Source organism: Arthrobacter sp. UNC362MFTsu5.1 (assembly GCF_000685965.1).
Taxonomy (GTDB): Bacteria; Actinomycetota; Actinomycetes; order Actinomycetales; family Micrococcaceae; genus Arthrobacter.
Genome location: NZ_JMLE01000001.1, coordinates 524355 through 549892 on the forward strand (window position 1 = coordinate 524355; position 25538 = coordinate 549892).

Annotated in this window: 24 protein-coding genes; 5 read left to right on the forward strand and 19 right to left on the reverse strand. The window is 65.7% G+C overall.

Going from position 1 to position 25538, the window contains the following annotated elements; genetic code table 11:
* Positions 1 to 36: 36 nt before the first annotated feature.
* On the reverse strand, positions 37 to 501 hold the full coding sequence (locus tag BS38_RS0102525) for a GatB/YqeY domain-containing protein (protein WP_028269379.1): 465 nt from the start codon (positions 499 to 501) through the stop codon (positions 37 to 39).
* Between the two features lie 160 nt (positions 502 to 661).
* Positions 662 to 2413: a CHAT domain-containing protein gene (locus tag BS38_RS26625; RefSeq protein WP_156037042.1), complete on the reverse strand. Its 1752-nt coding sequence runs from the start codon at positions 2411 to 2413 to the stop codon at positions 662 to 664.
* A gap of 259 nt (positions 2414 to 2672) precedes the next feature.
* On the opposite strand from BS38_RS26625, the gene BS38_RS0102535 reads away from it, so the two are divergent.
* Together BS38_RS0102535 and BS38_RS0102540 are read left to right on the forward strand one after the other, a co-directional pair.
* A complete protein-coding gene (locus BS38_RS0102535) occupies positions 2673 to 4130 on the forward strand; it encodes a sugar porter family MFS transporter (RefSeq protein WP_028269381.1) in 1458 nt (485 codons plus the stop codon).
* A gap of 118 nt (positions 4131 to 4248) precedes the next feature.
* Positions 4249 to 5271: a LacI family DNA-binding transcriptional regulator gene (locus BS38_RS0102540; RefSeq protein WP_028269382.1), complete on the forward strand. Its 1023-nt coding sequence runs from the start codon at positions 4249 to 4251 to the stop codon at positions 5269 to 5271.
* Here the strand turns inward: BS38_RS0102540 and BS38_RS0102545 are convergent.
* The 5 genes from BS38_RS0102545 to BS38_RS0102565 are packed head-to-tail and all read right to left on the reverse strand — an operon-like array spanning position 5268 to position 9655.
* Positions 5268 to 5648, reverse strand: coding sequence for a RidA family protein (locus BS38_RS0102545; RefSeq protein WP_028269383.1), 381 nt, complete (start codon positions 5646 to 5648; stop codon positions 5268 to 5270). The two genes, BS38_RS0102540 and BS38_RS0102545, sit on opposite strands and share 4 nt — an antisense overlap.
* 58 nt (positions 5649 to 5706) lie before the next feature.
* Positions 5707 to 6471, reverse strand: coding sequence for an amino acid ABC transporter ATP-binding protein (locus BS38_RS0102550; RefSeq protein ID WP_028269384.1), 765 nt, complete (start codon positions 6469 to 6471; stop codon positions 5707 to 5709).
* Positions 6471 to 7415, reverse strand: coding sequence for an amino acid ABC transporter permease (locus BS38_RS0102555; protein ID WP_028269385.1), 945 nt, complete (start codon positions 7413 to 7415; stop codon positions 6471 to 6473). Before BS38_RS0102555 ends, BS38_RS0102550 begins: the two co-directional genes overlap by 1 nt.
* Positions 7416 to 7427: 12 nt before the next feature.
* A complete protein-coding gene (locus tag BS38_RS0102560) occupies positions 7428 to 8363 on the reverse strand; it encodes an ABC transporter substrate-binding protein (protein WP_081818786.1) in 936 nt (311 codons plus the stop codon).
* A complete protein-coding gene (locus BS38_RS0102565) occupies positions 8360 to 9655 on the reverse strand; it encodes an alpha-hydroxy acid oxidase (protein WP_028269387.1) in 1296 nt (431 codons plus the stop codon). Before BS38_RS0102565 ends, BS38_RS0102560 begins: the two co-directional genes overlap by 4 nt.
* Positions 9656 to 9783: 128 nt before the next feature.
* Here BS38_RS0102565 and BS38_RS0102570 point away from each other — a divergent pair, with 128 nt between their 5' ends.
* Complete coding sequence (locus BS38_RS0102570) at positions 9784 to 11442, forward strand: PucR family transcriptional regulator (RefSeq protein WP_051628671.1); 1659 nt, start codon at positions 9784 to 9786, stop codon at positions 11440 to 11442.
* On the opposite strand, the gene BS38_RS0102575 is transcribed toward BS38_RS0102570, so the two are convergent.
* The 6 genes from BS38_RS0102575 to BS38_RS0102600 all read right to left on the reverse strand — a co-directional run bounded on the left by BS38_RS0102575 (position 11436) and on the right by BS38_RS0102600 (position 17195).
* Positions 11436 to 12374, reverse strand: a complete 939-nt coding sequence (locus tag BS38_RS0102575) for a 5'-3' exonuclease (RefSeq protein WP_028269389.1) — start codon at positions 12372 to 12374, stop codon at positions 11436 to 11438. The genes BS38_RS0102570 and BS38_RS0102575 overlap by 7 nt on opposite strands.
* Positions 12375 to 12432: 58 nt before the next feature.
* Complete coding sequence (locus BS38_RS0102580; RefSeq protein ID WP_231511009.1) at positions 12433 to 12837, reverse strand: GNAT family N-acetyltransferase; 405 nt, start codon at positions 12835 to 12837, stop codon at positions 12433 to 12435.
* Positions 12838 to 13009: 172 nt separating this feature from the next.
* Positions 13010 to 13213 carry a hypothetical protein gene (locus tag BS38_RS0102585; protein WP_028269391.1) on the reverse strand — a complete coding sequence of 68 codons (204 nt, stop codon included), beginning with the start codon at positions 13211 to 13213 and terminating at the stop codon, positions 13010 to 13012.
* A 64-nt stretch (positions 13214 to 13277) separates the two neighbouring features.
* Positions 13278 to 15437: a bifunctional polysaccharide deacetylase/glycosyltransferase family 2 protein gene (locus BS38_RS0102590; protein WP_028269392.1), complete on the reverse strand. Its 2160-nt coding sequence runs from the start codon at positions 15435 to 15437 to the stop codon at positions 13278 to 13280.
* 2 nt (positions 15438 to 15439) lie between these two features.
* Positions 15440 to 15961 (reverse strand): hypothetical protein, encoded by a 522-nt coding sequence (locus BS38_RS24205; protein ID WP_043437383.1) that lies wholly within the window; start codon positions 15959 to 15961, stop codon positions 15440 to 15442.
* A gap of 58 nt (positions 15962 to 16019) precedes the next feature.
* Positions 16020 to 17195, reverse strand: a complete 1176-nt coding sequence (locus BS38_RS0102600) for an acyltransferase family protein (protein ID WP_231510986.1) — start codon at positions 17193 to 17195, stop codon at positions 16020 to 16022.
* Positions 17196 to 17334: 139 nt separating this feature from the next.
* Here BS38_RS0102600 and BS38_RS24210 point away from each other — a divergent pair, with 139 nt between their 5' ends.
* Together BS38_RS24210 and BS38_RS0102610 are read left to right on the forward strand one after the other, a co-directional pair.
* Positions 17335 to 17835 (forward strand): MarR family winged helix-turn-helix transcriptional regulator, encoded by a 501-nt coding sequence (locus BS38_RS24210; protein ID WP_197024873.1) that lies wholly within the window; start codon positions 17335 to 17337, stop codon positions 17833 to 17835.
* Positions 17832 to 18812: a zinc-binding alcohol dehydrogenase family protein gene (locus BS38_RS0102610; protein WP_028269394.1), complete on the forward strand. Its 981-nt coding sequence runs from the start codon at positions 17832 to 17834 to the stop codon at positions 18810 to 18812. The genes BS38_RS24210 and BS38_RS0102610 overlap by 4 nt, the downstream gene beginning before the upstream one ends.
* Here BS38_RS0102610 and BS38_RS0102615 read toward each other — a convergent pair.
* Genes BS38_RS0102615 through BS38_RS0102640 form a run of 6 tightly spaced genes read right to left on the reverse strand, consistent with a single transcriptional unit; the run spans position 18809 to position 25502 of the window.
* Positions 18809 to 20335, reverse strand: a complete 1527-nt coding sequence (locus BS38_RS0102615) for an aldehyde dehydrogenase family protein (protein WP_028269395.1) — start codon at positions 20333 to 20335, stop codon at positions 18809 to 18811. The two genes, BS38_RS0102610 and BS38_RS0102615, sit on opposite strands and share 4 nt — an antisense overlap.
* The gene (locus tag BS38_RS0102620; protein WP_028269396.1) at positions 20332 to 21096 is read right to left on the reverse strand and encodes an HD domain-containing protein; all 765 of its coding nucleotides are present in this window, start codon (positions 21094 to 21096) and stop codon (positions 20332 to 20334) included. The genes BS38_RS0102615 and BS38_RS0102620 overlap by 4 nt, the downstream gene beginning before the upstream one ends.
* A gap of 41 nt (positions 21097 to 21137) precedes the next feature.
* Positions 21138 to 22469, reverse strand: coding sequence for an NAD(P)/FAD-dependent oxidoreductase (locus BS38_RS0102625; protein ID WP_156037043.1), 1332 nt, complete (start codon positions 22467 to 22469; stop codon positions 21138 to 21140).
* A gap of 2 nt (positions 22470 to 22471) precedes the next feature.
* Positions 22472 to 22792 carry a 2Fe-2S iron-sulfur cluster-binding protein gene (locus tag BS38_RS0102630; protein ID WP_028269398.1) on the reverse strand — a complete coding sequence of 107 codons (321 nt, stop codon included), beginning with the start codon at positions 22790 to 22792 and terminating at the stop codon, positions 22472 to 22474.
* Positions 22793 to 22837: 45 nt separating this feature from the next.
* Complete coding sequence (locus BS38_RS0102635; RefSeq protein ID WP_051628674.1) at positions 22838 to 23617, reverse strand: SDR family NAD(P)-dependent oxidoreductase; 780 nt, start codon at positions 23615 to 23617, stop codon at positions 22838 to 22840.
* Positions 23610 to 25502 (reverse strand): PEP-utilizing enzyme, encoded by a 1893-nt coding sequence (locus BS38_RS0102640; protein WP_028269400.1) that lies wholly within the window; start codon positions 25500 to 25502, stop codon positions 23610 to 23612. The genes BS38_RS0102635 and BS38_RS0102640 overlap by 8 nt, the downstream gene beginning before the upstream one ends.
* Between the last annotated feature and the right edge of the window lie 36 nt (positions 25503 to 25538).

Genomic DNA, 25538 nt, shown 5'->3' on the forward strand with positions numbered 1-25538 from the left:
GATGCTGCCGGATCCGCGGCACGCTCCGCTACGGCATCAGGCGAGGCGGCTCCGGACGATCTCGCTGACGGTCTTGCCGTCAAACCGTCCCGCGACCTTGGCGGTGACCGGCTTCATCACGGCGCCCATCTGCCGGATGGACGGTTCCTGGCCGTCGGCCTTCAGCGCCGCGATTGCCTCGTCAACAATCGCTTCGACCTCTTCACGGGTCAGAGCCTTGGGCAGGTACGCCTCGATGATCTCGGCTTCGGCGATTTCCGCCGCGGCCCGCTCAGTCTCGCCGGCTTCCGTGTAGATCTTCGCGGTGTCACGGCGTTTGGCGGCTTCCTTCTGGAGCAGCCCGGTGATCTGGGCATCGTCCAGTTCGATCGGGGTCTTTCCCGATTTCTCGCGTGTCTCGATCTCGCCCAGGACGTTGCGCACCGTGGTCAACGCCACCTTGTTCCGGTCTTTCATGTGGATCACAACATCGCCGTGGAGGCGTTCTTTGAGCGTGCTCATGGTGTTCTCGTTTCGTTGGCTTTGCCTCCATTGTCCCCGCTCGCCGCCGCCTCCGCTGCCTTCTGCCGCGCCCTACTTCACCTGCTTGCGCAGGGCACGGCCCAGACGGGCCGCAGCTTCCTCGAGTTGCGGCTCGCTGACATGCATCCAGGCAACGTGATTATTCACCAAAGGGCCTATACCGTCTAAGCCTGAACATGGCGTCACGAAATCCCGGATCCAATCGAACAACTTCTTTGTATCCTCCGACGGCCTCCGTCAGGCGCCCCGATCTTTCAGCCTTACGTGCCATCGCATAAATGATCTCCTTGTGGGCACGACTAACAAGTCCGCTTGGATCCGTGGCTGATGAATCCAAAGCCACCAAATCCCGGTGAAGGGCAAGGACTGAGCGCCAGTCACCCATCTCGGCGTGCTGCCACATCAGCTTGCGCAGATCCGCAAGCCGTTGTCGTCGCTCACATGATTCACGGCGGGGACCAGCATCCTGGAAGTCCGGGTCGTCCTGTATGCGTTCGTATCCCCGCGCTGCAACTGCCCAATCCCCGACGTTTTGGGCTTGGCGGGCAGCGTAGTAGATGTCGACGAACTCCTGGCTTTGTCGGGCGCCGGCCAGAAGGGCAGCTGCGTCGCGGAATTCCGTATCGAGCGTCAGCAAGTCACCCAGCAGACTGATGGCGGTTGGATATTGCTTCTCGCGAAGCGACGAAAGCGCTCGCTCGTACAAGGCCAATTTCCGCGGCTCTTCTGTACCGTGGTCGATTGGAGAACTCGTCGGAGCTGGAGGGATGAGACCCGCGCCGGAGGTCACCCCGGTGAGATTGAATAGCCGTGTAGCATCACCGCGTACATACAGTACTGGGGTTACCCATTCAAAAGTTCCTAGCCCCATTATCGATCTGCGTCCGCTATTGGCAGCCCTATCGATGTCTCGGCCGTGAGCGAGGGCGCCATAGAAGCCTCGCGAGAAGGCGATTGCGGCGCTATCTGTAACAGTGAACTGCATGGCTGCCACAGCACTGATTCCTCCGCGGACCAGAGCCGCGGCAGTTCCAGAGAAGAGATCATCCTTTCCCGATTCCCCTGAGGAACAGGAATTGAGTACCACCAAGCGCGGTGTGGGCTCCGCTTCCCTCAGTAGCTGCAGAAGACGTGACGATTCGACCATGGATGATCGCCCTGTGGCAGATTCCAGCGCAAGAAGGCCTTCCTGCCTGACCACGTCGTAGTCCCCGTGGCCAATAAAATGCACAACATGCCATGGCCCGTCCAGCAACGCGGACTGGATCCCATCCCAGGTAGCGTTAGGCACCCAGCGAAGCTCGATTAACCCGGCAGAAATCGGCTCAGCAAGTGCCGTTGTGAGGTTTTCCTTCTCGGCCTCAGTGTCGAGTGCTGGCAAGTCACGGACCGCCGGGACAACGCCGAGGATTCGCAGTGGCGGTTCAACGGCCAGTGGACGATAGCTGTAATCGGCCGCGGGGACGCGTCGGAGCAAGGGCAACTCATGACAGAGGTAAGATTCGGTTTCTCGGTCATAGAGCATCTCCCACGGCAGTGCCACCAACTCCGGGGCCCCCAGCCTGAGTACCACCCGCAGCGGGTGACCACTATTCTGTGCTGCGCCCAGGCTTGCCCGATATGTTCCCTTTACGGCGCCCGTAAATAGGGCATTAAACATCTTCTCGCCCACGTCATGCAGGGGTTGTTCCGAAATAGGTATTGTGCGTCGGGCAGAGACCGCCGACGCGAGGACAGTCGCTTCCAAATCAGAAATTCGAGCAAGGATAGCATCGACATCCAGCCGAATCCTGGAGGAAGTTTCACCTCCCGAAGGCGCGTGGACAACTCGGACAGAATAGTTGCCTCTCCGGGAACCGGAGGTGATTTCCAGTTCAATGTCTCCGTCCACAGCGACCTTCTCATGCGCACATGCGAACTTTCACCCATCAGGGCCTTATGGAAATCCTGATGTCCCATAAGACTGGCCCACGAAACGATGCACCACAAGACCATCCAGAATGCCAACCCTTTGACCTCATGTCAGTACAAAGTCTTGACTCTTTCGTTAGAGCGCTCTAACGTTGGTGGCAGCACGTGACCTGGCGCACTCGCCGGGACCCCCACCGACGGTCCAGTTGGACGGGCCAAACGATCTGAGGAAGTCAACAATGTCGTTGCACGCAGCACACCCCATCGCACCGGGAAACAAGCCCGGATCCAAACATCGCGGGTATCTGACCCGCCTTACTGTCATCTCCACCCTGGGCGGCCTACTGTTTGGCTACGACACCGGGGTTATCTCGGGCGCATTGCTCTACATGCAGGATTCACTGAGCATGAGCCCGGTCGAAGAAGCCACCGTGGTCAGCGCCCTGCTGTTCCCGGGTGCTGCGGTCGGCGCGCTGAGCGGCGGCCGGCTGGCCGACACGCTCGGCCGCCGCGGCACGCTCCTCATTTGCGCCCTGCTTTTCCTGGTCGGCGCCCTGGGTTGCGCGATTGCACCGAACGTCGGATTCATGGTGGTGGCCCGCGTGATCCTGGGCCTCGGCGTTGGAGCCGCAGCCGTCACCTGCCCCCTCTACCTGGCAGAAATGGCGCCGGCACACCTGCGCGGCCGCATGGTAACGATCAACGAACTGATGATCGTGACCGGCCAGATGCTCGCCTTCGCCATCAACGCCCTTCTTGACACCCTGATCCACGATCCCGAGGTCTGGCGCCTCATGCTGGGAGTGGCCTCCATCCCCGCAATCGCCCTGCTGATCGGTATGCTCATCCTGCCTGAATCGCCCCGCTGGTTCGCGATCCGGGAACGGTTTGCGGACAGCCGTCGCATCCTTGACCTCAGCCGCAGCCCCGAGGAAGCCGACTTCGAATACAAGGAAATCGTTGAATCCGCCACCACTGCAAAGACCGAACGGTCCCACGCATGGCGTGACCTGAAAAACAATCCGTGGATGCGCAAGCTGCTGTGGATCGGCATCGGGCTGGCCGTCGTCCAGCAGGCAACCGGCATCAACACGGTCAACTACTACGCACCCACCATCCTGGAACGCAGCGGACTGGGAGTCAGCGCATCCCTGGTAGCCACCGTCGCCGTGGGGGTGACCTCGGTGCTGATGACCGTGCTTGGCATCTACCTGCTCGGCTTCATCGGCCGGCGCCGCATGCTGGTCATCGGGTTCTCCGGCGTTGTCGCCTCCCAGGCGATCCTCGCCGTCGTCTTCATGCTGCCGCAGTCGGATTTTGTCAGCTACACCATCCTGGCCGCCATGATGCTGTTCGTCGCTTTCGTGCAGTGCTTCATCGGCACCTGCGTCTGGCTCCTCCTTTCCGAGATCTTCCCGATGGCCATCCGCGGCTTTGCCATGGGGATAGCCGTCTTTGCCCTCTGGACTGTCAATGCCGGCATCTCCTTCCTGTTCCCGATCCTCGTTGTGGCACTGGGCTCCACGGGAACCTTCGCGGTCTTCGTCCTGGTGAACGTCGCCTCCCTGGTCTTCGTATCCAAATGCGTACCCGAGACCAAGGGCCAGTCGCTGGAAGAACTGGAGGTGCATTTCCGCACCGGCAGCCTTCCCGTCATCACGCCCGCGGTGGCCTCCGGCGCAAAGGCCGGCGCCTAGTAACAGTTTGTCCGTCTCCATAGCCAGGCCACTGTGACGATCGCGGCCGGGGCGGCAGGCAGCCGCCCCGGCCGCGATACGCTTACGTGCAGAATGCGGCGGATCGGCGGGGAGTGAATTGAAGCACCAGGAAGCGGCGAAACGCCCCACTATTTACGACGTAGCGCGGGTGGCCGGCGTCTCCCGTGCCCTGGTGTCGCTCGTGCTGCGCGGCTCCCCCAAGGTCAGCGCTGAAAAGAAGCAGGCAGTTGCCGAGGCCATCGCCGAGCTCGATTACCGGCCCAGCAACGCGGCACGCTGGCTTGCCAGCGGCCGCACCCGGATTGTCGGGGTGCTGCTGGACGACCTGGCTAATCCCTGGTTCGTGGAACTGCTCGACGGCCTGCAGAGCGTACTCGGGGAAGAGAACCTGCGGATGGTCCTCAGTGATCCCACCTATCTGGCCCGGCCCGATGAGAGCCCGGTGTCAGCGTTCATGGATCTCCGCGTGGACGGGCTCATCATTGCCGGCGACGTCCAGCCCGACGACGATCTGCTGCGGGCCACTGCGCACACACCGACCGTCGTGGTCGGCACCCGCACGTTCGAACTTCCCTCTGCGGACCTCGTCACCAACGACGACGTTGCCGGAGCCTGCGCCGCCGTCGAACACCTGATCAGCCTCGGCCACCGTGATATCGCCTACCTCACGGCCCCGACCGGGTCAGCCGCACTGCGTGCGGGCTCCTACCGGGACACGATGGCCCGCCACGGCCTGCAGGATCACATCCGCGTAGTGCAGACAGACCTGAGCGAACACTCCGGCTTCGAAGCAATGAACGGCCTCATTGACAGCGGCCGGACCCCCACCGCGGTCATGGCCACCAACGACGTCCTCGCCGTCGGAGCGCTCTCAGCCGCCGATGACCACGGCATCAGCGTCCCCTCCCGGCTTTCACTCGTCGGCTACGACAACACCTACCTGGCCGGAATCCGGCATCTATCGCTGACCAGCGTGGACCCCGTAAGCCGCGACGTCGGCATCCGCGCCGCCCGCCTGCTCCTCGAGCGCATGGCAGACCCGGGCCTGCCCCAGCGCACCGAAGTTCTGACCCCGCGCCTGGTGGTGCGGAACAGCACCGCCGCGGCCCCGACGGGCTAGGGAATCGCCGCAACGGCGTCGATTTCGACCAGGAAGTCACCCAGGAACGAACCGACAGTGGTACGTGCCGGGTAGGGGGTTTCGACAAACCCTTCGTAGGTGGCGTTGAACCCGGGAAAATCCCGGCCGGGGTGGTGCAGATGCACTGTTGTTTTGACGACGTGGGAAAAGTCCAGTCCGTGCCCTGCCAGGACGCCGGCAAGGTTCTTCATCGCTTGGAGGGTCTGCTCCTCTATGGTGATGCCGACGGTCTCACCGGTGACTGGGTCGTGTGGTGTCTGGCCGGCAGTGAAGAGGAACCCGTTGGCGGCGATGGCCTGGGAGTAGGGACCGGCCGGGCTGGGCGCGAGGTCTGTGGTTACTTGCTGTCGAAACATGGAAATCGTTCCTTCGGTATGGCCGGCGTCGTGGCGCCGGCCGGTGTTGGTGATGTTCTCAGAGGACCTTGGAAAGAAAGGCCCGGGTGCGTTCGTGCTGGGGTGAGCCAAGGACCTGCTCCGGGGGCCCGCTTTCGACGACGACGCCCTGGTCCATAAAGACCACCTGGTCGCTGACCTGGCGGGCGAAGCCGAGTTCGTGGGTGACCACCACCATGGTCATCCCGGCCTCGGCCAAGGACTTCATGACGTCGAGCACCTCGCCGACGAGTTCCGGATCGAGGGCTGACGTTGGCTCGTCGAAGAGCATGAGCTTGGGTTTCATGGCCAGCGCCCGTGCGATGGCGATCCGCTGTTGCTGGCCGCCGGAGAGTTCCTGCGGGAAGGAGTGCCCACGGTTGCCGAGCCCGACCCGGTCCAGCAGCGCCTGCGCCTCGGCGGTGACCTCGTTCCGGGGCCGGCCGAGCACATGGACGGGTGCTTCCACGATGTTCTCCAGCACGGTCATGTGCGGGAAGAGGTTGAACCGTTGGAAGACCATGCCCGCGTTCAGCCGTGAACGCGCGGTCTGGCGTTCCTTCATTTCGTAGAGACGTCCGTTGCGCTCGGTGTACCCGACGAGGTGCTCGTCCACGTACAGTCGTCCGGCGTCGACCTTTTCCAGGTGGTTGATGCACCGGAGGAAGGTGGTCTTCCCCGAGCCGGACGGTCCGATCAGGCAGGTCACGGACCCGCGTTCGATCCTCAGGTCAATGCCTTTCAGGATTTCCGTTGAGCCGAAGCTCTTGCGGACTCCCCTGGCTTCCACCATCGCGGTATTCATCATGCGGTCCTTGTCTGTGTCGGGACGTTTGCAGGTCCCTTGGCGCGGCGCGGCCGGCGCGGGGCTGCGTCGAAGCCTCGGCCATACCGTCGCTCGAGTTTGGTCTGGAAGAAGCTCAGGATGGTGGTCATCAGCAGGTACCACAGGCTGGCGACGATGAGCAGCGGAATGGTCTGGTAGTTGGTGGCGTAGATGATCTGGGCCGAATACAGCAGGTCCGAGATCGCCAGGACGCTGACCAGGGAGGTGCCCTTGAGCATGGAGATGACCTGGTTTCCGGTGGGCGGCAGGACCACCCGCATCGCCTGGGGCAGGATGACCCGGCGCATCAGCTGGCCGCCGTTCATCCCCAGGGCCCGGGCGGCGTCGTACTGGCCCTTGTCCACGGATCCGATCCCGCCGCGGATGATTTCGGCCATGTAGGCTGCTTCGTTCAGCGCGAGCCCGAGCAGCGCGGCTGTCAGCGGGGAGATGAGGACGTTCGCCGATCCGAGGACTACGGACGGGCCGCCAAGGGGAAGGCCGAAGGCGATCACCGGGTACAGGGCGGCAATGTTGTACCAAAAGATCAGCTGGACGAGCAGTGGCGTGCCGCGGAAGAACCAGATGTAGCCCCTGCTGATGGTGCTCAGGATCGGGTTCTTCGATAGCCGCATCACCGCCAGGACCGTGCCGAGGGCGATGCCGGCCGTCATGGACACCACGGTGAGCAGGATGGTCAGCCCGGCACCGGCCAGGATCTGCGGGGCGAAGAGATAGGAGACGACGACGTCCCAGTGGTACCGCTGGTTCACGGCCACGTCCCATGCCGCGCTGAGGGCAACGACAATGAGGACGACGGCGATCGCCAACCGGACGGGGTGCCGGAGGGGCACCACCGGGATTGAGTCCGCGGGCGCCGTTGGGCTTTCCGGCCTGGTGTCAGGGATTGAGTGTTGCTGCATGGTGTTCACGTCCTATTGGGCGAAATTGACGCGGGCGTCGGTGATGGCGCTGGAATCAAGACCGTACTTCCCGAGCACATTGAGGTAGGAGTCGCTCTTGATCACGGAATCGAGCGCTGCGGAGACTGCTTTGACCATGCCCGAGTCCTTGGGCATCCCGACCCCGACCGGGGTGAAGTCGTATTTCGAGGCGATCTCGATCTGCGGGTTCTGCGAGGCAGCGAAGTCGAGAATGGGTGAATCCGCGAGGACGGCGTCGAGGCGTCCACTCGTGAGCGCCGAGATGGCCTGCCGCGTGTCCTGGAACTCGCTCCGCTGGATCGTGCCGTTGCCGGCGGCGGTGCAGTCTTCATCAGTGGCGGGGACATTGACGGCGAGCTGGTAGGAACCCGTCAGGAGGCCCACCTTCTTACCGCACAGGGACCCTTCACTGCTGATCCCCAGCGGGTTGCCGCTGGGCACGGCAATGGAATTGCCCATCTGCATGTAGTCCACGAAATCCAGGACCTCCATGCGCTTCGCCGTGGGGGTCATGGACGAGACGGTCATGTCGTACCGGCCGGCGGCCAGGCCGGGGATGATGGAATCGAAATTGGCCACCTGGATCTCCACCTTCACGCCGAGGGTCTCCCCGATGAGCCGGGCGACGTCGGGGTTGGTGCCCGTCATCTCCTGGGTGCCTTCGCGGTAGAACTGCGTCGGCGGTTCGTTGGTGGGGATCGCGACGCGCAGGACCTTTGTTGCCTTGATGGATTCCGGGAGGAGCTTGGCGGCCGCCTCGTTGACCGCCAGGGCCGGGACGCCGGTAGCCTGCCCGGCGTCGGACGTCGACGACGCGGGCGCCTGCGCACCGCAGGCCGTGAGGGCCAGCAGTAGGGCAGAAATGACGACGGCGGCGGGCAGGCCGGGCCGGGTGCGTTGGATTCGCGGGGATATGGGAGTTTTCATGAGGGAATGCCCATCTCTTCCAGCCCGTGGCTGGCTTCCGGGGCCGGTGAAGTGCGGGCAAAGGGTGCGTTGCGGTGCCGGATCAGGTCCCGGCCTTCTAGCCGAAGCTCCTGGATCGTGGACACTCCGAGGAGCATCATGGTTCGCGTCATTTCGGCCCGGAACATCTTCAGGACGTGGGCAACACCGGCCTGGCCGGCGGCTGCCAGGCCGTACAGGTAGGGGCGGCCGATGGAACAGGCGTCGGCGCCGAGGGCGATGGCCTTGATGACGTCCGAGCCGCGGCGGATGCCGCCGTCGACAATGATTTCAAGCCGTCCTTCCGCCCTGTCCACGATGTCCGGGAGCATATCCAGGGGCGCGGCCATGTGATCCAATTGCCTGCCGCCGTGGTTGCTGACCTGGATGGCGTCAATACCGATCTCGGCCGCAGTGACGGCATCGTTGGGGTTCACCACTCCCTTGAGGATGATGGGGCCGTTCCAGCGCGCCCGCAGATCCCGGATGTCATCCCAGTCGGTGGGTTCGTAAGAACCGGCAAGCAGCGTCCGCCACATGTCAGGCGTACTGGACAGGGGGCCTTGGGGGATTTCGGCGTCAAGGTTGGGGAACGCAATCGCGTCATGGGCCAGGAACCCCAGGGCCCACCGGGGGTGCAGCGCTCCTTCCACAACCGTTTTCAGCTTGATCGACGGCGGCGCGGTGAACCCGTTGCGGTAGTCACGTTCGCGGTGGCCGATTGCCCGGCAATCGACATTGACCAGGAGGGCTTCGTAGCCGGCCGCCGCGGCCCGGTCCAGGACAGCCTGCAGCTCGGCCTTGTCCGCCATGGGTTCGATGTTGAACCAGCGGCGCAGCCCGGGAGCGGCGGCACTCACCTGTTCCATCGGCGTCGTGCTCAGGTGTGCCAGGCCGTAGGGGACGCGGGCTTCCTCTGCGGCGCGGGCGACGGCGCTCTCCCCGTCCGGGTGGAACAGCCGGGTGCCGCCGGTGGGGGCGAGCGTCAGCGGCATCGAGACCGGTCCGCCGAGGAGGCTTGAGCTGAGGTCCAGGTTCTCCACCGATCCCCACTTGGGCAGGAAGGACCAGTCGTCGAAGGATGACCGGTTGCGCCGCAGGGACACCTCGTCCTCCCCGCCGCCCTCGATGTAGTCATAAATGCTCCCGGGCAGGCGCTTCGCGGCCAGTCTCCGCATGTCCTCTACGCTGTAGCAGCGCCGGGACAGGCGCTCCGAGGGAGTCCGGGCCGGCCCCTGGACCGTTGCCAGCGCCCTGATGTCTTTGAATTTCATTGCTGATCCTCTGGGTTCAATGAAGGACTTCCTTGTCACTTCCTTTCCCAATGGTGACGCAGATCTCGCACCGTCTATATGTGAAATCTCCTAGAAGTTCGCGTGGCCTCTTGTGATAACTTCTAGATATGAAAATCGAGGAATCGAACCTGACGGAGGGCGATCTTCAGGGCGCCGTCGTACGCCTGTCGGACTGCATCCAGCTGATGCAGGCCGATCTGGTGCATGCCAACCCCACACCGGAGAACCTCGGCCATCCGGTCTCGGACGTCCTCATGTACGATCCCCTCGACGAATGGATGAATGTCGATGACCGCATCATCCTGGCCGTCGGCCTGACCGGAGGCTCGGCAGATTTCGACCAGTTGCTGCACCGGGCCTCCAACAGCAACGCCGCAGCCGTGATCGTCAAAGCCCACGGGACGCCCCTGGAACAGCTGCGTTCCGCCGCGGACCGGCACAGCCTGGCCGTGCTGGTGGCACCCGACAACGTGGACTGGACGCGACTGGTGGCGCTGGCCAGGGCATCAGTCATGGGGGCAGCCGCCGATTCAGTCTCCGGAGTCCGGCTCGGCGACCTTTACGCGTTCGCCAACGCCGCCGCGTCGATCACCAACGGCGCGGCGAGCATCGTGGATCCGCTCGGACGCGTGCTGGGGTATTCGACATTGCCGGGACAGCCCGTCGACGAACTGCGCCGCGTCACTACCCTCTCCTTGCAGGAGGTCAAACCGCCGGCCTTCGACTCGGACTTCAAGATCGTCTATGCGTCCGCGGGAGCGGTTCTGATCCCCGGAATCGGCGATGAAATGCCGCGGCTCGCACTGGCCGTGAGGGCGGGCGGCGAACTGCTCGGTTCCATCTGGATCATCGATCCCGGCAATGACAAACGGGAAGCGGCCCTGAACGCGCTCGACAGGATGGCACCACTGGCAGGCCTCCATATGCTCCATGCCCGCTCGGCGTCGGACTTCGGCGAACGCCGGAACGGGGACCTCATCCGCACGCTGATGGACGACCCCGCGCACGCCTCCTTTGCTGCCGCCCAACTGGGGCTCGATGCGGCCCGCGGGCTCGCTGTCGCAGCGTTCTCCATCGTCCGGCCCGAAACGGGAAGCCTTGAGTCCGTGCGTGAGATCCAGCGGCTGCTGCACCTCGTCACCACCGTCTGCAAAATCCACTTCAACACCAGCCACAGCGCCCTGATCGACTCGGTGGTCTACGCCCTGCTGCCCTGTGAAGGAAACGCCCCCAGGCCGGCGCACCGGCGTCTGGTCCAGGAAATCGGTGCCTACGCCCACACGATCAGCTCCCACCCGCTGGTCGCGGCAGTGGGGGGCATCGCGCCCCGGGTGGAGGACCTCCCGGGATCCCGGACCGAGGCGCTGCAAACCCTGCACTACATGGTCCGCCTGCAGGCGGAAACCCCGCGCTCCAGCGGAGCCCAGTCCCCCGCCGCCGGGTTGTTCGAGGACTACCGGGTCCCGCTGAGTCTCTTGAAAATCGGTGCGTTCATCGCCGAAACAGGACTCTCCGACGTGGACGACATCAGCAGGATCCAGGCCCACGATGCCTTACAGCAAACCGAATATCTGGACACCCTGAGGGCATATCTGGCTTCCAATGGAAGCATGTCGGCGATGGCGGAACATCTCCACGTGCACAACAACACCGTGCGCTACCGGGTTGCACGGCTGGTAAAAGACTTCAACCTCGATCTCGACGACCCGCAAAAGCGGCTCTGGCTCTGGCTGCGCCTGACCACTATGGACCTGGCCCGTCAGTGACGCTGGTCGAGCGCGTCGAGGAGCCGCTTGACCGAACCTCCGAGGTTCCATTCGGTGGCCAGGCGCTCAAGGTCGGCCCGCGGATCGCCGACGACGGGGTGCAACCGGGCGCCCGCCTCGTCCAGCGTCGGCAGCCCGAGGTCGCGCACTACGTTCACGACGGCGGGAGCCACCTTCAGGTAGTCCGTCGCCGCTGCGAGCTTCGCCCGCACGGACGCGGACAGCCCGCTTTCCGCACCCGTCGCCGCCTCGAGCAGCAGGTCGAGGGTGCCGTACTCCCCGAGCAGTGACGCGGCCGTCTTCTCACCGATGCCGGCCACGCCCGGCAGCCCGTCGGAGCTGTCACCCCGAAGGATTGCGTAGTCCGCGTACTGCTCGGGCAGCACGCGGTACTTGCCCACGATGACCGCGTCGGTGACGACTTCGAGGTTCTTCATGCCGCGCGCGGTGTAGATCACGCGCACGTTGCGGTCGTCGTCGACGACCTGGAAGAGGTCGCGGTCGCCCGTGACCACGTCCACCGGCAAGCCGGCATTGCTGGCGTAGGTGCCGACGACGTCGTCGGCCTCGTGTTCAGCAGCCCCCACGACGGCGATGCCGGCCAGCTCCAGCACCTTCCGGATCATCGGGATCTGCGCCTCCAGCGCGTCCGGCACCACTTCGATGTCGGGGCCACCGGCCACCGCCTCGGCCACCCGGTGCGACTTATAGCTGGGAATGAGGTCGACACGCCACTGCGGCCGCCAGTCATCGTCCCAGCACGCAATGAGATGCGTCGCTTCGAAGTCGGCGGTGAGCCGGGCGATCATGTCCAGCAAGCCGCGAACAGCGTTCACCGGCGTGCCGTCGGCGCGGCGGATCGTGTCCGGCACACCGTAGAAGGCGCGGAAGTACAGGGAGGCAGTGTCCAGCAGCATCAGGCGGTGGGGCATACCTGATCCTCACATGGAAACGCTTCGTTGAGAATCCGATTGGCGCGCAGGCAGCCGTTCAGAGCTCCCGGTAGTAATAAAGCATCGGCTCCGTGCCGTCGGGTTCGGTGTTGGTGAACCCGCGGGCCTCGTAGAACCGGCGCGCGTCCGTGTCCTCGCCGTCGACGTTGATTTCGAGCAATGCGCCGCCGCGGCCGCGCACCAGCTCGCAGGAGGCAGCGAGCAGTGCGCTGCCCAGTCGACGGCCCCGCAGGCCGGGCCGCACGTACAGTTCGTCGAGGATCGCGACCGGCCCCGGGTACCAGACGTTGGAGCGGAAGCTCAGCACCGCAAGTCCGCCTGCCGGTTCGCCGACGAGCAGCACCACGACGTCCTCCCCCGCCAGCAACTCCGCCACCCGCGACGTCAATTTGCCGATGCCCGGGCTGGGTGTCTCGAACTCGGTGTTGAAATCATGGAGCATCCGGGCAACGGTTGCGGCGTCGGCGGGAGTCGCCCGGCGGGGCGGCTCACTGCGGGCAGGATCGTCAGGGGTCACGGCTTCATCATGCTCGGCGCATCGGCCTGCGTCCACCCTGGCATGCGTCCACCCTGGCATGCGTCCACCCCGGCTTATGTGCCGGCGGCCACGGGGTCTAGTGGGCGGGCGCGGCGACGTCTTCCAGCACGGTCCTGTCGAAAAACCTGATCTCGCCCGTTGCCTCGAAGAACACCGGAACCACTGACGTGCTCGCGTCCTTGGATGTTTCGAAAATTTCGGGCGCACCGCCATGCTTCCGGGCAATGGTTCCCACCAGTTCGGTGCCGCGAACGCGGACGGTTCGGTATTTGTAGCTCACGCTGACTCCTTCGTCGACTAAGGCACACCCTACTCCCTGTGCCAGCCTCCACGGACGGTTCCGGCTACGCCTGACCCTCAGCGGCGAGAGGGACGCGCAGGCTGCCGTACCGCTCCATCCGGTGCCAGCCCAGGTGCACGCCCGCCAGCGCGGTGACCACGGACTGGATTACCACCAGATACATCAACTGCCGGTAGACGAACTGCTGGAGTGGTAGCGTCCACAGCGGCCCGAGCCGTTCCTTGTCCAGCCGGAACGCATACGTGGCCATGAGCATCTGAACCACCAGGAAGACGAGCCAGAGTGCCGCGATCCGGAGCGGATCGAGGAAGATCAGTCCGTAGACAGCAAAGACATCGACCACAGGGGCGAACAGGGGAAGCAGCACCTGGAGAACGAGCAGGTAGCCGAGCCCGCGCCGGCCGAGTTTGCCGGCCGCTCCCCGCTGCACCACCGCGCCGCGGTGCTTCCACATTGCCTGTAATGTGCCGTAGCACCAGCGGTACCGCTGGCGCCACAGGGCGCCGAGGGTGGCAGGGGCCTCGGTCCAGGCCCGCGCGTCGTCCTGGTAGACGACGCGCCAGCCGTCACGGCACAGCGACATGGTGAGATCCGTGTCTTCGGCGAGCGTGTCGTCGCTGACTCCGCCGACCCGCAGGAGGGCCTCCCTGCGGAAGGCACCAATGGCCCCGGGTACGGTTGGCATGCACTCGGCGACGTCGAACAGCCGGCGGTCCAGATTGAAGCCGACGACGTACTCGATGTGCTGCCACGCGCCGAGGATGCCGCCGCGGTTGGCCACCTTGGTGTTACCCGAAATGGCCCCCACGCGCGGGTCAGCGAAAGGCTGGATGAGGGCACGAACCGTGTCCGGCTCGAAGACGGTGTCTCCGTCAACCATCACCACAAGGTCGTGGCTGGCAGCGTCAAGCCCGGCGTTGAGGGCGGACGGCTTGCCCCCGTTCTCCTTCCGGATGACGGTGACGCCCGGCAGGCCAAGGGCTTCCACGATGCCTGCGGTCCCGTCGGTTGAGCCGTCGTCCACCACGATGATCTCAACGGGATGGGTGGAAGCGACGATGGACCGGACCGCGGCTTCAATCCCGACGGCCTCGTTGTAAGCGGGGACAATCACACTCACGGGTTCCGTGATCTCCGGCCTGACCGGCACGTCCATCCGCCGCCGGCCCCGGCTGAGTGTCTGCAGGCGCCGTGCAGCCCTGCTGTGGCGGGCCGCGAACCCGACCACAAGGAATGCCCGGACCAGCGTCACGAGGCCTGCCGCAACGAGCCCCCACGATATGGCGGTGACGACAAAGTCGCTCAACTGGATGCCCCGCACGAACGCCGTTCCGGTCATCTGTTCCGGGGCGGACGCCTCCCGCATGCTGTCAATACCTATCGCGTCACCAACGCTTGTGACGCGATAGCCCTGCCCGGCGAAACGCGACAACGCGGAATCGAGCGCGGCAACGGTCTGTTCCCTGTCACCACCGCCGTCGTGCATCAGGAGCACCTGCCCTTGAGGGCCGGACAGGGCGAGATTTTGCTCGATAGCCGTGGCCCCCGGCCGCCGCCAATCCTCGCTGTCGACGGTGCTCAGCACCGTGATGTAGCCCTCGTCCGCCGACGTTCGCATGGACGACCAGGTGCTGTCGTTGATCGCATCGTTCCCGGAGCTGTACGGCGGACGCAACAACGAGGTCGCGTGGCCGGTGATTCCGGCGATGGCTTCCTGGGCGCCCTGGACTTCGAGGTCGCGCCGCCACGACGGAGCCGTGCCCAGGTCTGTGTGGGTGAGCGTGTGAACACCAATTTCGTGACCGTCGGCAATGATGCGGCGCATGAGGTCGGGGTTGTCGATCGCCGCCGAACCAACCACAAAGAACGTCGCACGAACGTGGTGTTTCCGCAGGACGTCGAGGATCTGCGGTGTCCAGGCGGGGTCCGGTCCGTCGTCGAACGTCAGCGCGAGCGTATGGTCCGGCGGAGTCACGGTGCGGACCGCCCCGCCGCGGGAGTCGACCACCGGACCGCCACCGGAGACGGCATCCGGCACGCTACCCGCCGAGGTGCTCGACGGCACGGAGTCATCGCCGATCCCGGCGAGGTGGTGCATGTATCCCTGCACCGCGAGGGCAACGCCCAGGGCAAAGAGGACAGCGATAAGGACGAACCAGTGAGCCCTGACGCTGACGGGACCGGACTTGACGGGGCGGCTCACCCTCACGGCTGCGGCGGCGCCGACGGACGCGTGGCCTGGCCCGGCGCCGTCCCGCTCTTGCCTGGCGCCGCCGGCTCCGTTCCGGGTGCGGGTTCTGTCACGGCCTCCGACGGAGGCGCCTTGCGGACTGCAGTACCAGTGTCCGTTCCACCAGCCGGTGGCGTCACCGGAACGGCCGTTGGCCCGGTTGCGGGCGCCTGGAATGCGGTCTGTGCCGCGGGCCCGGCCGGCACAGCCTGCGGGGCGGGGGGCGCGGCCTCGCTGGACGGCGGTGCCGGAGGCGAAGACGGAAGGTCATGGGCCGCGGGAGCTGCGGCGGGAGGCAGCGGCAGGTAGGGCGCGGCGACATTGGACCCGCCGATGAACGCCACCACCAGGAGGACAACGTACGCCGCCACGAGCCCGAGGGACCCGAGGCCCAGAAGCTTCACGAGCCGCAGGCGCCGCCCTGACTGATCGACAAAGACCGGCCCGCGCGGCTGCGCGGACCCTGGCTGATCGGACGTTTCATCAAAAGCTAGCATCGGGCATCAACCTTAGAGGATCCGCGATCCGCATCCCAAAAGTGTGACCCAAGGCCCATCAAGGCCGGGAGCCGGCCCTGGCCTCATAAAACGCGTCGAAGCGATCCCGCCCGATGCGTCCCAGCTTTTCGACCGTATGCCAGCTGATGACCGCCACCAGCAGGGTCAGCAGGATGGCCGCCACGGACACGAACGGCGGCAGGTCGGCTGTGGATCCGCCGTTGAGCCAGAGAATGACCACATAGTTCCAGAGGTACGCGGCGTAGGAAATGGTGCCCAGAAGCTGCAGGGGTCGCGTCCAGGAAGGCATCACCTGCCAACGGGAAGCGGCCAGCACCACGAGGACAGCCGCGGCAACCATGGCCAGCGGGCCTCCCACGAAGAAGAAGGCCGGAGATTCGTTGGCCTTGGGGAAGAACACCAATGCTGCAAGAACGACGATCGACCCGAAGAGGCCCGCTTGCCTCAGCCGGGGGCCGGAGAACCAGCGGAACACCCGGACCCGGTAGAGGCGCAGCGCCGAACCGACGATCAGCCCGAGGCCCCACGTCGTGGGAAGTGCGTAGACCAGGGAGTGCAGGTGCGGGGCCAGGATCAGCATCCCCAGCACACTGGCTGTCATCAGCGAGATGACGACGGCGGCAGACCAGCGGATCAGCCGCCATTGACGGTTCTTCCGCAGGGCGAGCACCAGCAGCGCCGGCCAGACCAGATAGAACTGTTCCTCCACCGCTAGCGTCCAGAGCGGTCCGATGGCCATGCTGACATCGAACGGAAGCGGCAGGTCTTTGAGATAGCCGAAACCGGCAAGGAGGGTGTAGCCGATGATTCCCTTGGAACGGTCCCCCAGGACGTCGGCCGTCAGTTCCACGATGGCGTAGACGCCAAGGAAGGAAATGAGTGCGGGCAACAGCCGGAAGGCCCGGTGCGCATAGAAACGGCCGTAGCGGACTTTCCGGTGCCGTTCGATATCCCGCAGCAGCACGCCCGTGATCAGGTAGCCGCTCAGCACGAAGAAGACGATGACACCGACAATGCCGGCGCCCTGGAAAAGCCCGGGCCAGGAGTGTCCAAGGAGAACGGCCCCGACGGCGGCTCCGCGAAGGACATCCAGCCCGTCCAGCCTCTGGCGCAGCGTGCTTTGACCGCCGGCCTGACCACCGGAATGCCTACTGGCATGCCCGGCAGCCGGCTCCGCGGCCGTCCCTACCGTTTCTTCAGCTAGCAACGCCAAATGACCTCCGCGGTTTCGGTTTTGTTGGATTTTTCCGGCCGCCGGACCTGATTCCGGGCGCCGCACGTCATCCCATTATCCCCGGTCCGGCTGGACGAAACCTGATTGCAGCCATATGCAATCCAAGGAAGTAGCTTCCATGGAAACTACTTGCTACGGTGTAGCCATGGAAACCAGGGACCACCCCGCCGGCCTCTATCCCCTGTTCAGCGCATTAACGCGGCTTGAAACCGAGCTGTGGGACGCCGTTGACGTCCGCCTGCGCTCGGAGTGCGGCCTGCCCCTCGGCCGGTACGAGGCCATGGCGGTCATCGCCTCCTTGGGAACCTGCCGGGTCTTCGACATAGGATCGGCGCTGGCAATCACTGTGGGCGGCGCCAGCAAGCTCATCGACCGGGTGGAAGCTGCGGGATACTGCTCGCGCAGCATGAACCCCGGCGACCGCCGTTCGTCGCTCCTTGTACTCACCCCGGCCGGGGCCGAAGTTCTTGAGCGGGGCCGCAAAGTGGTGGAGGCCGAACTTGCCAACTGGTTCACTCCGGCCCTGACCACCAGGGACGCCGGCACGCTGCTGGACCTCCTGACACGTGTGCGCACCGCACAGCGGCCGGCACCCGCCCCGAAGGCGGCCGGAGAATGAGCGGCACCATGCGGGCGGTTGTTTTGGACGGTCCGGGGCCCGCCGAGGCCCTGGACATCCGGGAACGACCCATCCCCGTGCCGATGCCCGGCCAGGTCCTCATCCGGGTCCGTGCCTTCGGGTTGAACCGCTCGGAACTGCATACCCGCCTGGGCCTGGCCGAAGGGGTCACCTTTCCGCGTGTGCCGGGGATCGAAGCCGTCGGAGAAGTGGCGGACGCCCCGGGCGGGGAATTCCGCACGGGGCAGAAGGTGGTGACCCTCATGGGCGGGATGGGCCGCGTGTTCGACGGCGGCTACGCCGGGTACACCTGTGTGCCCGCCGGCCAGGTCATTGCCTTCGAGTCAGGACTGCCCTGGTCAACGATCGGCGCCATCCCGGAGATGCTGCAGACCGCCCACGGCTCCCTCACCGTCGGGCTCGACACCAAGCCCGGCCAAAGCCTGCTCATCCGCGGCGGGACCTCATCGGTCGGCATGGCGGCAGCAATACTCGCCAAGCGCCGCGGACTCACCGTCTTGGGGTCCACCCGCGACGAGTCCAAGCGCCAGGCACTCGCTGCGATCGGCGTCGACCATGTGCTCATCGACGACGGCGGCCTGGCCGCCGCGGTGCGCCGGTTCTTCCCCGACGGCGTGGATGCCGCCCTGGAGCTCGTGGGCACCCCGACGCTTCCTGACACGCTGCAGGCAACCCGGATGCACGGCGTCGTCTGCTTCACGGGGATGCTTTCCAACCAGTGGATCGTTCCCGATTTCTATCCCATCGACTACATCCCGCGGGGCGTCCGGCTGACCGCCTACACGGGCGGGGCCGCGGACCTGCCGCCCGCAGTGCTCCAGGAATTCCTGGATGCGGTCAGCGACGGCACGGCGGTGGCGCCCATTGGCAAGGTGTACACGCTGGATGACATCGTCCAGGCGCACACGGACATGGAGGAAAACCGGGTCAGCGGAAAACTCGTCGTCACCACCTAGGGCTTGGCGCGCCGGTGGATCGACTTGTAGCTCAGGTACGCGTTGAGTCCCTCGATCCCGTATTCCGTGCCCAGTCCGGAGTCGTGCCGGCCGCCGAAGGGTGCCGCATGGTTGGAGGCGAAGAAGTTGATGCCCACCGAGCCGGTGTCCATCCGGTCCGCCACGGCCAGGGACGCCTCAGGGTCGCTGCCGAAGACCAGGCCGCCCAGGCCGAACTCCGTGTTGTTCGCCAGTGCGACGGCCTCCTCAACGCTGCCGCCGGCGTCGTCGTACTTCAAAATGCAGAGGACCGGGCCGAAGATTTCCTCGCGGGAGATGCGCATGTCCGCAGTGACGTCGGCGAACACGGTGGGTTCCACGAAGTACCCGCCCTCGAGCCCGCCGCCCAGCGCTGCGGCACGCCCGCCGGTAGTGGCGCGGGCACCTTCCGCAAGCCCCGATTCCACATACTCCAGCACGGTCTTGTACTGGGACTCCGTGGCGCAGGGTCCGAAGACGGTGTCCGGGTCCAGCGGGTCGCCCTGCTTGCCCGCCGCGATGGTCCGGGTGACCATGTCCACGACTTCCTCGTAGCGGCTGGCCGGCGCCAGGATCCGGGTGGAGATGTAGCAGGTCTGCCCGGTGTTGCGCATGGAGGAGCGGATCAGAACCTCGGACATCGCGTCCAGGTCCGCGTCCGGCAGCACGATCGCGCTGGATTTGCCGCCGAGTTCGAGGGTCACGGGGCGGAGCAGCTCGCCGCAGGCCGCGGCGATTTTCCGGCCCACCGGAGTGGAACCCGTGAACGCCACCTTGTCCACGGCCGGGTGCTTCACCAGCGCGTCGCCCAGCCGGCCGGAGCCGGTGACCAGGTTGACGACGCCGGCCGGAACTCCGGCGGCGGCAACGGCGTCAATGATCACGCGGAGGGACAGGGGTGTGGGCGACGCCGGTTTGATGACCACCGTGCACCCGGCCAGCAACGCCGGCGCCAGCTTGATCACCACGAGGTTGATCGGGAAGTTCCAGGGCGCGATCAGTGCGCACACGCCGATCGGTTCGCGCCGGACCACGGATTCGCCGCCGCCTTTGGGGAAGGCCCGGACGTCCTCGCGTTCCAGGTAACCGGCGAGGGAGGCGAAGTAGCGGAAGATGCCTGCGGCGTTGGCGGCGGCCCCGGCGGATTCGGAGACCGGCGATCCGTTCTCGCGGGTGTTCGTCAGCGAGAGTTCTTCGGCGCGCTTCTCCACTTCCTCGGCGATGCGCAGCAGGTACGCCGCCCGCTCGGAGGGCGTCAGCCGCGGCCATTCGCCGTCGTCGAAAGCCCGGCGGGCGGATCCGACGGCGGCGTCCAGGTCTTCGGGGGTTCCGTCCGGGACGGATCCCCAGACTTCGCCCGTGGCCGGATCGATGACCGGGTTGCGGCCGGTGCCGCGTGCCGGGGTCCAGGCGCCGTCGATGAAGATATCGTCCACATGCGTGTACGGCAGGTTCAGCGCGGCACGGGCGGCCAGGGCGGGGACGTCCTGCGTTGCAGCGGTCATCGGATGACCGCCGTCTTGAGCAGGGCGGTGGACCGGTTCAGGTCGGCGGCGGCCATGTCGTGGGCGGCCTGCGTGATGAGTTCCGGCACGATTTCCGCGGCCAGCCGGTCTGTGTAGGTGGCCGGGTCCATCTTGAACCAGGTGGAGGCCAGGGCAATTCCGGCCTGGTCGAAGCGCCATAGCCGGTCGGCGTCGCGCATCAGCGCATCTTCCAGGGAATGGGCCACCGGGCGGGTGTCGTGGCCGTCGATGATCGCGCAGACGCGCTCGATGAAGTCCGGTCCGTAACCCAGGCCCGGGAGCACGCGGCGGGCCACGTCGCAGCCCTGCTTCTCGTGTTCGTAGCGGATGGTGGCCTTGCGCCAGTCCCCCGCGAAGCCTTCGGAGATGATGCGGGACTCGTCCACGTGGGCCCAGCCGGTGTCGTGCAGCAGCGTGGCCACCCGGACCAGCTCGGCGTCGGCCTCGGGGTAGGCACGGCAGAGCCGCTCGGCGAAAGCGAGGGAGATCGGCAGGTGGATGTCGTTGCCGCGGGTGCGGGTCTCGTGCACCACGGCCCGCCAGAGCGAGTCGAGTTCATCCAGCGCCGCCGGGGTGGTGGCGATCGGGGCGGTGTCCACCGGTCCCGGTGCCGGAACTGGGCGGACCGGGTACGCGGCTGCGAAGTCCTCTGCCGTTTGGTTTTTGGCCGCGGGATTGGTGCCGACGTCGGTGACGGCTTCAGTACCGGCCTCGGCAACCGGGGTCTTGGGGGTGGTCATAATGCTCCTTCGGGAGGGGCCGGCTTACGGTCTGGGTGGAGTTAGCTGTCCGTGGTGATCGTCTTGAGGAGTGTTGCCGGGTCCGCGGCGGCGTCGGCGGGGATGTTCCGGCCTTTGGCGAGGGCGTTCTTGACGGCCATGAAGTCCAGCGGGGCGTTGACGCAGTCCGCAGCGATGACCTGGCCCTGCCGGTAGTAGAGGACGCTGAATTTTCCGCGTTCCTCGTCGCGCCGCAGAACCGTGCGGTCGTACCCGTTGCAAAGCCCGGCGATCTGGAGTTTGAGGTCGGCCTGGTTGGACCAGAACCACGGAATGCCGGCGTATTCCTCGCGCCGCCCGGTGAGCGAGTACGCAGCAACTTTGGCGTGCTCGATCGCATTGTTGACGCTTTCGAGCCGGATCCGTTCGCCGGGTTCCGAGCCGGGCACCGGGTTGGGCATGTTGGCGCAGTCGCCGATCGCCACCGTGGTGCCGTCCGAAGCCAGCGCAAACCGGTCCACGACAATCCCGTTGTCCACAGTCAGCTCCAGTTGTTCGGCCAGCTGGGTGTTGGGGATGACCCCGATGCCCACCAGGACGATCTGGGCGGGCAGCACCGTGCCGTCCTGGAGTTCGACGCCGGCGACTGACGTCTGTTTGTCACCTTCGGCGGAGGCCGCCCTGAAGCGCGCGGCACTCGTGTTCAGCCGGATGTCGAGGCCGCGGGCGCGGTGGGCCTGCAGGAAGTACTCGGCGGTTTCCTCGCCGACAGCGCGGCCCACCAGCCGCGGACCGAATTCCAGCACGGTGACGTTCTTCCCCATTTTCTGCAGGCTGGATGCGGCTTCGAGCCCGATGAACCCGCCGCCGATCACCACGACGTCTTTCGCGTCCCCCACCCGGGCCTTGAGCGCCAGGGCGTCGTCCGCGTTGCGAAGGTACAGCACGCCGTCGAGGTCGCCGCCGTCAATCTCCAGCTTCCGGGCGCGGGCACCCACGGTGAGGGCCAGCCTTTTGAAGGGGAACTGCCTGCCCGAGGAAGCGTGCGCGACCCCTGACCCGTCGGCGTCCCTGTCGATCCTGACGATGTATTCGCCCTTGACCAGGTCAACGTTGTGTTCGGCCCAGTACTCGTTCGAACGGAAGATCAGGGATTCGCTCTCCACCGTCCCCTGCAGGAACTCCTTCGAGAGGGCGGGGCGCTGGTAGGGGCGGTGGTCCTCGTCGCCGAGCAGGGTGATGTGCTCGTCAAAACCGAGCGCGCGGAGGGAGACTGCGAGCTGGACACCGGACTGGCTTGCGCCGATGATCAGCAGGCCCGTGCGCGTGGGAACTGCGGTGGTTCCGGTGCCGGCCGCGACGGGTGCCGGCTGCTCGGCAGTGTGCGTGCCCATCGCTACACCTGGGTTTCCGGGGTGGTGACAAACAGGTCGAGCTCGTCCGTCAGCCGGAGCTGGCAGGACAGCCGCGAGTTGTCCTCGCGGTCCACGGCGGTGCCGTAGAGCATCTCGTCCTCCATGTCCTCCATCGGGGGAAGCTTGGACAGGCAGTCCTCGCGGACAAAGACGTGGCAGGTGGCGCAGGACAGCGATCCGCCGCATTCGGCCACGATGCCGGGGACGCCGTTGCGCACGGCGGTTTCCATGACGGAGTCGCCGGGATTGCCCTGGACGTCGCGGACTTCGCCCTCGGCGTCGGTGAAATGAACCGTTGGCATTGGTTCTCCTTGGGTTGAAAGCGGAATGTTGGCTAAAGGTGAGGGTCAGATGAACTGGCGGCCGCCGTCGACCACCATGGTCTGCCCGGTGTAATAGGAACTGTCCGGCCCGGCCAGGAAGAGCGCCGCGCCCACGACGTCCTCCGGCTGGCTGGCCCGCTTGATCGCTCCGCGGTCCACACCGTAGTTCTCGGCGTTCTCCATCAGCCCGTAGCTGGCCTCGGTGAGCGTGAAGCCGGGGGCGATCGCGTTGACCGTGATCCCCCGCCGGCCCAGTTCCTTGGCCATGACCCGGGTCAGGGCCACCACGCCGCCTTTGGATGCGACATAGTGCAGCCACTGTTCCGAGCCGCTGAAGATCGTGGCGCTGGAGAGGTTGATGACGCGCCCGCCCTCGGGCAGGTAGGGGCTCGCGGCGCGGGTCACCAGCCAGGGGCCTTTGAGGTTCACGTTCATCACCAGGTCCCATTCGGCCGGGTCGATGTCCTCGAACGGGCTCCGGGTCACCCCCGCGTACACCGCCGCGTTGTTAAGAACGACGTCGATGCTTCCGTTGCCGAAGTCGGCGCAGCTTTTCGCGAGGTCCTCGGTGGACTCCACGCTGGTGACATCGGCCGGGAAGGCGGCTGCTTCGCCGCCGGCTTCGCGGACCAGTTTCGCCGTCTGCTCGGCGCCTTCGAGGTTGATGTCGGCCACCGCCACCCGGTAGCCGCGGCCGGCGAAACCGAGCGCGAACGCCCGGCCCAGCCCGCCCGCGGCACCGGTGATGAGGACGGTCTTCCCTGCTTCGGGCATGGGGACGTCGGGCATGGACACGTCAGACATGGCTGTGGCTGTGGGAGTGCGCCCCGGGACCGGCGGCCAGGAGTTCGGGTTCTCCGGCCTCGGGAACCAGCGCGTCGAGGATCTGGACGGTGCCCTTGGTGCCGTCAACGCGGAGCCGCTGGCCGGTCTTGATGGTGGTGGACGCCGACCCGGTGCCGGTGACGGCCGGAAGGCCGTACTCGCGGCAGACGATGGCAGCGTGGCTCATCATGCCGCCGATGTCCGTGACGGTGGCCTTGATCTTGCCGAAGATCGGGCCCCACGATGGGGCCGTCACGGTGGCGACAAGGATTTCGCCCTGCTGCACCTCGGAAAGCTGGTCGGCGTCGGTGACCACGCGGGCCAGGCCCTCCACGACTCCGGGCGAGGCCGCCATGCCGCGGAGGCCGCCGCCTTCCACCGCTTCGCCGGCGCCCAGCCACTGCTGGACCTGCTCGGTGGTGATGCCCCAGAGCATCCGGGTGAAGGGCTCGGTGATGGACTCCGGCGGCGTGTTCAGCGCGGGGGCCGGCCGCGCGGTCTTGAGCGCGTCCACGATGCCGCGGCGGCGTTCGATTTCCTCCGGCCAGAAGTCCGGGCCGATGGGCTTGGCCCCAACGCCCCAGCCGGTGACCAGGTCAAAGAGTGCGTCCCGGACCTCGTTGCGGCCCAGGTACAGCAGGTCGTCGGGCCGGGTCCAGAAGCCCTCCGCGTGCATCATGCGGGAGAGCTCGCGGATCTTGCGCCAGAAAACGCCCATGGTCCAGTGCTCGATGTAGAAGTTGTGGTTCTCCACGTACGGGTAGGCGGTGGCAGCGAGGCCGCGCTTGGCATCGAACAGGGCCTGGTTTTCACCTTCGAGGAGCTCACGGTATTCCTCGATGATGCGGTCGCGCTCGGCAATCAGGGCTTCCACCGGGCGCATGATTTCCTGGCCTTCGTCCACGCGGCGGATGTAGTCCGCGATGTAGCCGAGCGGGATTTCCTGGTGCTCGTTCCAGTACTTGTCGTGGCCGTAGAACCCGTTGCCCACGGTGAAGTTGAACCACGGGTCCTTGGCACCTTCATACTGCGCCATCCAGCGCTCCCCGCCCGGTGCGGCGGCGATGGCACCCAAGGTGGCATCGACGTCGTCCGTGTTGCCGAAGTGTCCCTGCAGCTGCAGTTCGACGGCGAGCTTGGCGAGCTGCTTGAGCTCGTCGTCCGGCCGGAAGAGTTCCATGTCCACGCCCTGCACCATGGTGGCGATGGACTGGTCCGGGATGTTGGGGAAGACCTGCTTGCAGAAGTTGAAGAAATCCAGGTAAGCGATGTAGCCCAGGTTCAGGAACTCGAAGTGGTACTGCCAGTTCTGGTACGCGAGCTGGATGAGGCGGTCATAGCTTTCGAGCAGCTTTTCGGACCCGTCCTTTCCCTTGCCGGAAAGGATGTCCTCCATCGGGACCATGTCCGGGAGCTTGGGGAAGGAGATGGTTTCCATTTCGTCGATGGTGCCCTTGACCTTCACGTGCCACTGCTTGAGCAGCTGGTCCCAGTTCTGGAAGTAGTGGCCCACGCGCTGTTCGAACAGGGGCACGCGGGCGGCGATCTGGTCCTCGGGGACCGGGATCGGCGACATGTAGAGGTAGCCCAGGTGGACGCGGAATTCTATGCCGTTGGCGTTGGGGATCATCAGGTGCCGGGCGTTGTACTGGCCCAGGCACTTCACCGCGAATTCGCCGCCGATGGTTTCGAAGGGCTTGTACACGGTGGGCCAGTGCTGGCTGTCGCAGAACCAGAACTTGGCGTCCTCCTGCTCCTTGAGCTTGTCCTGGAAGACCAGATAGTAGGGGTAGATCTTTTCCCAGCCCTCTGCGCCGGCGGGGACCGGGAGCTCGGACGGCTTGGGGAAGGACTTCAGGGACATGGCGGTCCTTTCAAGAGGGCTCGACGGTGAGCCTGG

Coding starts and splice junctions, on each gene's coding strand:
- BS38_RS0102525 (WP_028269379.1), bottom strand. CDS start 501: ATGAGCACGCTCAAAGAACGCCTCCACGGCGATGTTGTGATCCACATG.
- BS38_RS0102535 (WP_028269381.1), top strand. CDS start 2,673: ATGTCGTTGCACGCAGCACACCCCATCGCACCGGGAAACAAGCCCGGA.
- BS38_RS0102545 (WP_028269383.1), bottom strand. CDS start 5,648: ATGTTTCGACAGCAAGTAACCACAGACCTCGCGCCCAGCCCGGCCGGT.
- BS38_RS0102550 (WP_028269384.1), bottom strand. CDS start 6,471: ATGAATACCGCGATGGTGGAAGCCAGGGGAGTCCGCAAGAGCTTCGGC.
- BS38_RS0102555 (WP_028269385.1), bottom strand. CDS start 7,415: ATGCAGCAACACTCAATCCCTGACACCAGGCCGGAAAGCCCAACGGCG.
- BS38_RS0102560 (WP_081818786.1), bottom strand. CDS start 8,363: ATGAAAACTCCCATATCCCCGCGAATCCAACGCACCCGGCCCGGCCTG.
- BS38_RS0102565 (WP_028269387.1), bottom strand. CDS start 9,655: ATGAAATTCAAAGACATCAGGGCGCTGGCAACGGTCCAGGGGCCGGCC.
- BS38_RS0102570 (WP_051628671.1), top strand. CDS start 9,784: ATGAAAATCGAGGAATCGAACCTGACGGAGGGCGATCTTCAGGGCGCC.
- BS38_RS0102575 (WP_028269389.1), bottom strand. CDS start 12,374: ATGCCCCACCGCCTGATGCTGCTGGACACTGCCTCCCTGTACTTCCGC.
- BS38_RS0102580 (WP_231511009.1), bottom strand. CDS start 12,837: ATGCTCCATGATTTCAACACCGAGTTCGAGACACCCAGCCCGGGCATC.
- BS38_RS24205 (WP_043437383.1), bottom strand. CDS start 15,961: ATGCTAGCTTTTGATGAAACGTCCGATCAGCCAGGGTCCGCGCAGCCG.
- BS38_RS24210 (WP_197024873.1), top strand. CDS start 17,335: ATGGAAACTACTTGCTACGGTGTAGCCATGGAAACCAGGGACCACCCC.
- BS38_RS0102610 (WP_028269394.1), top strand. CDS start 17,832: ATGAGCGGCACCATGCGGGCGGTTGTTTTGGACGGTCCGGGGCCCGCC.
- BS38_RS0102615 (WP_028269395.1), bottom strand. CDS start 20,335: ATGACCGCTGCAACGCAGGACGTCCCCGCCCTGGCCGCCCGTGCCGCG.
- BS38_RS0102620 (WP_028269396.1), bottom strand. CDS start 21,096: ATGACCACCCCCAAGACCCCGGTTGCCGAGGCCGGTACTGAAGCCGTC.
- BS38_RS0102625 (WP_156037043.1), bottom strand. CDS start 22,469: ATGGGCACGCACACTGCCGAGCAGCCGGCACCCGTCGCGGCCGGCACC.
- BS38_RS0102630 (WP_028269398.1), bottom strand. CDS start 22,792: ATGCCAACGGTTCATTTCACCGACGCCGAGGGCGAAGTCCGCGACGTC.
- BS38_RS0102635 (WP_051628674.1), bottom strand. CDS start 23,617: ATGTCTGACGTGTCCATGCCCGACGTCCCCATGCCCGAAGCAGGGAAG.
- BS38_RS0102640 (WP_028269400.1), bottom strand. CDS start 25,502: ATGTCCCTGAAGTCCTTCCCCAAGCCGTCCGAGCTCCCGGTCCCCGCC.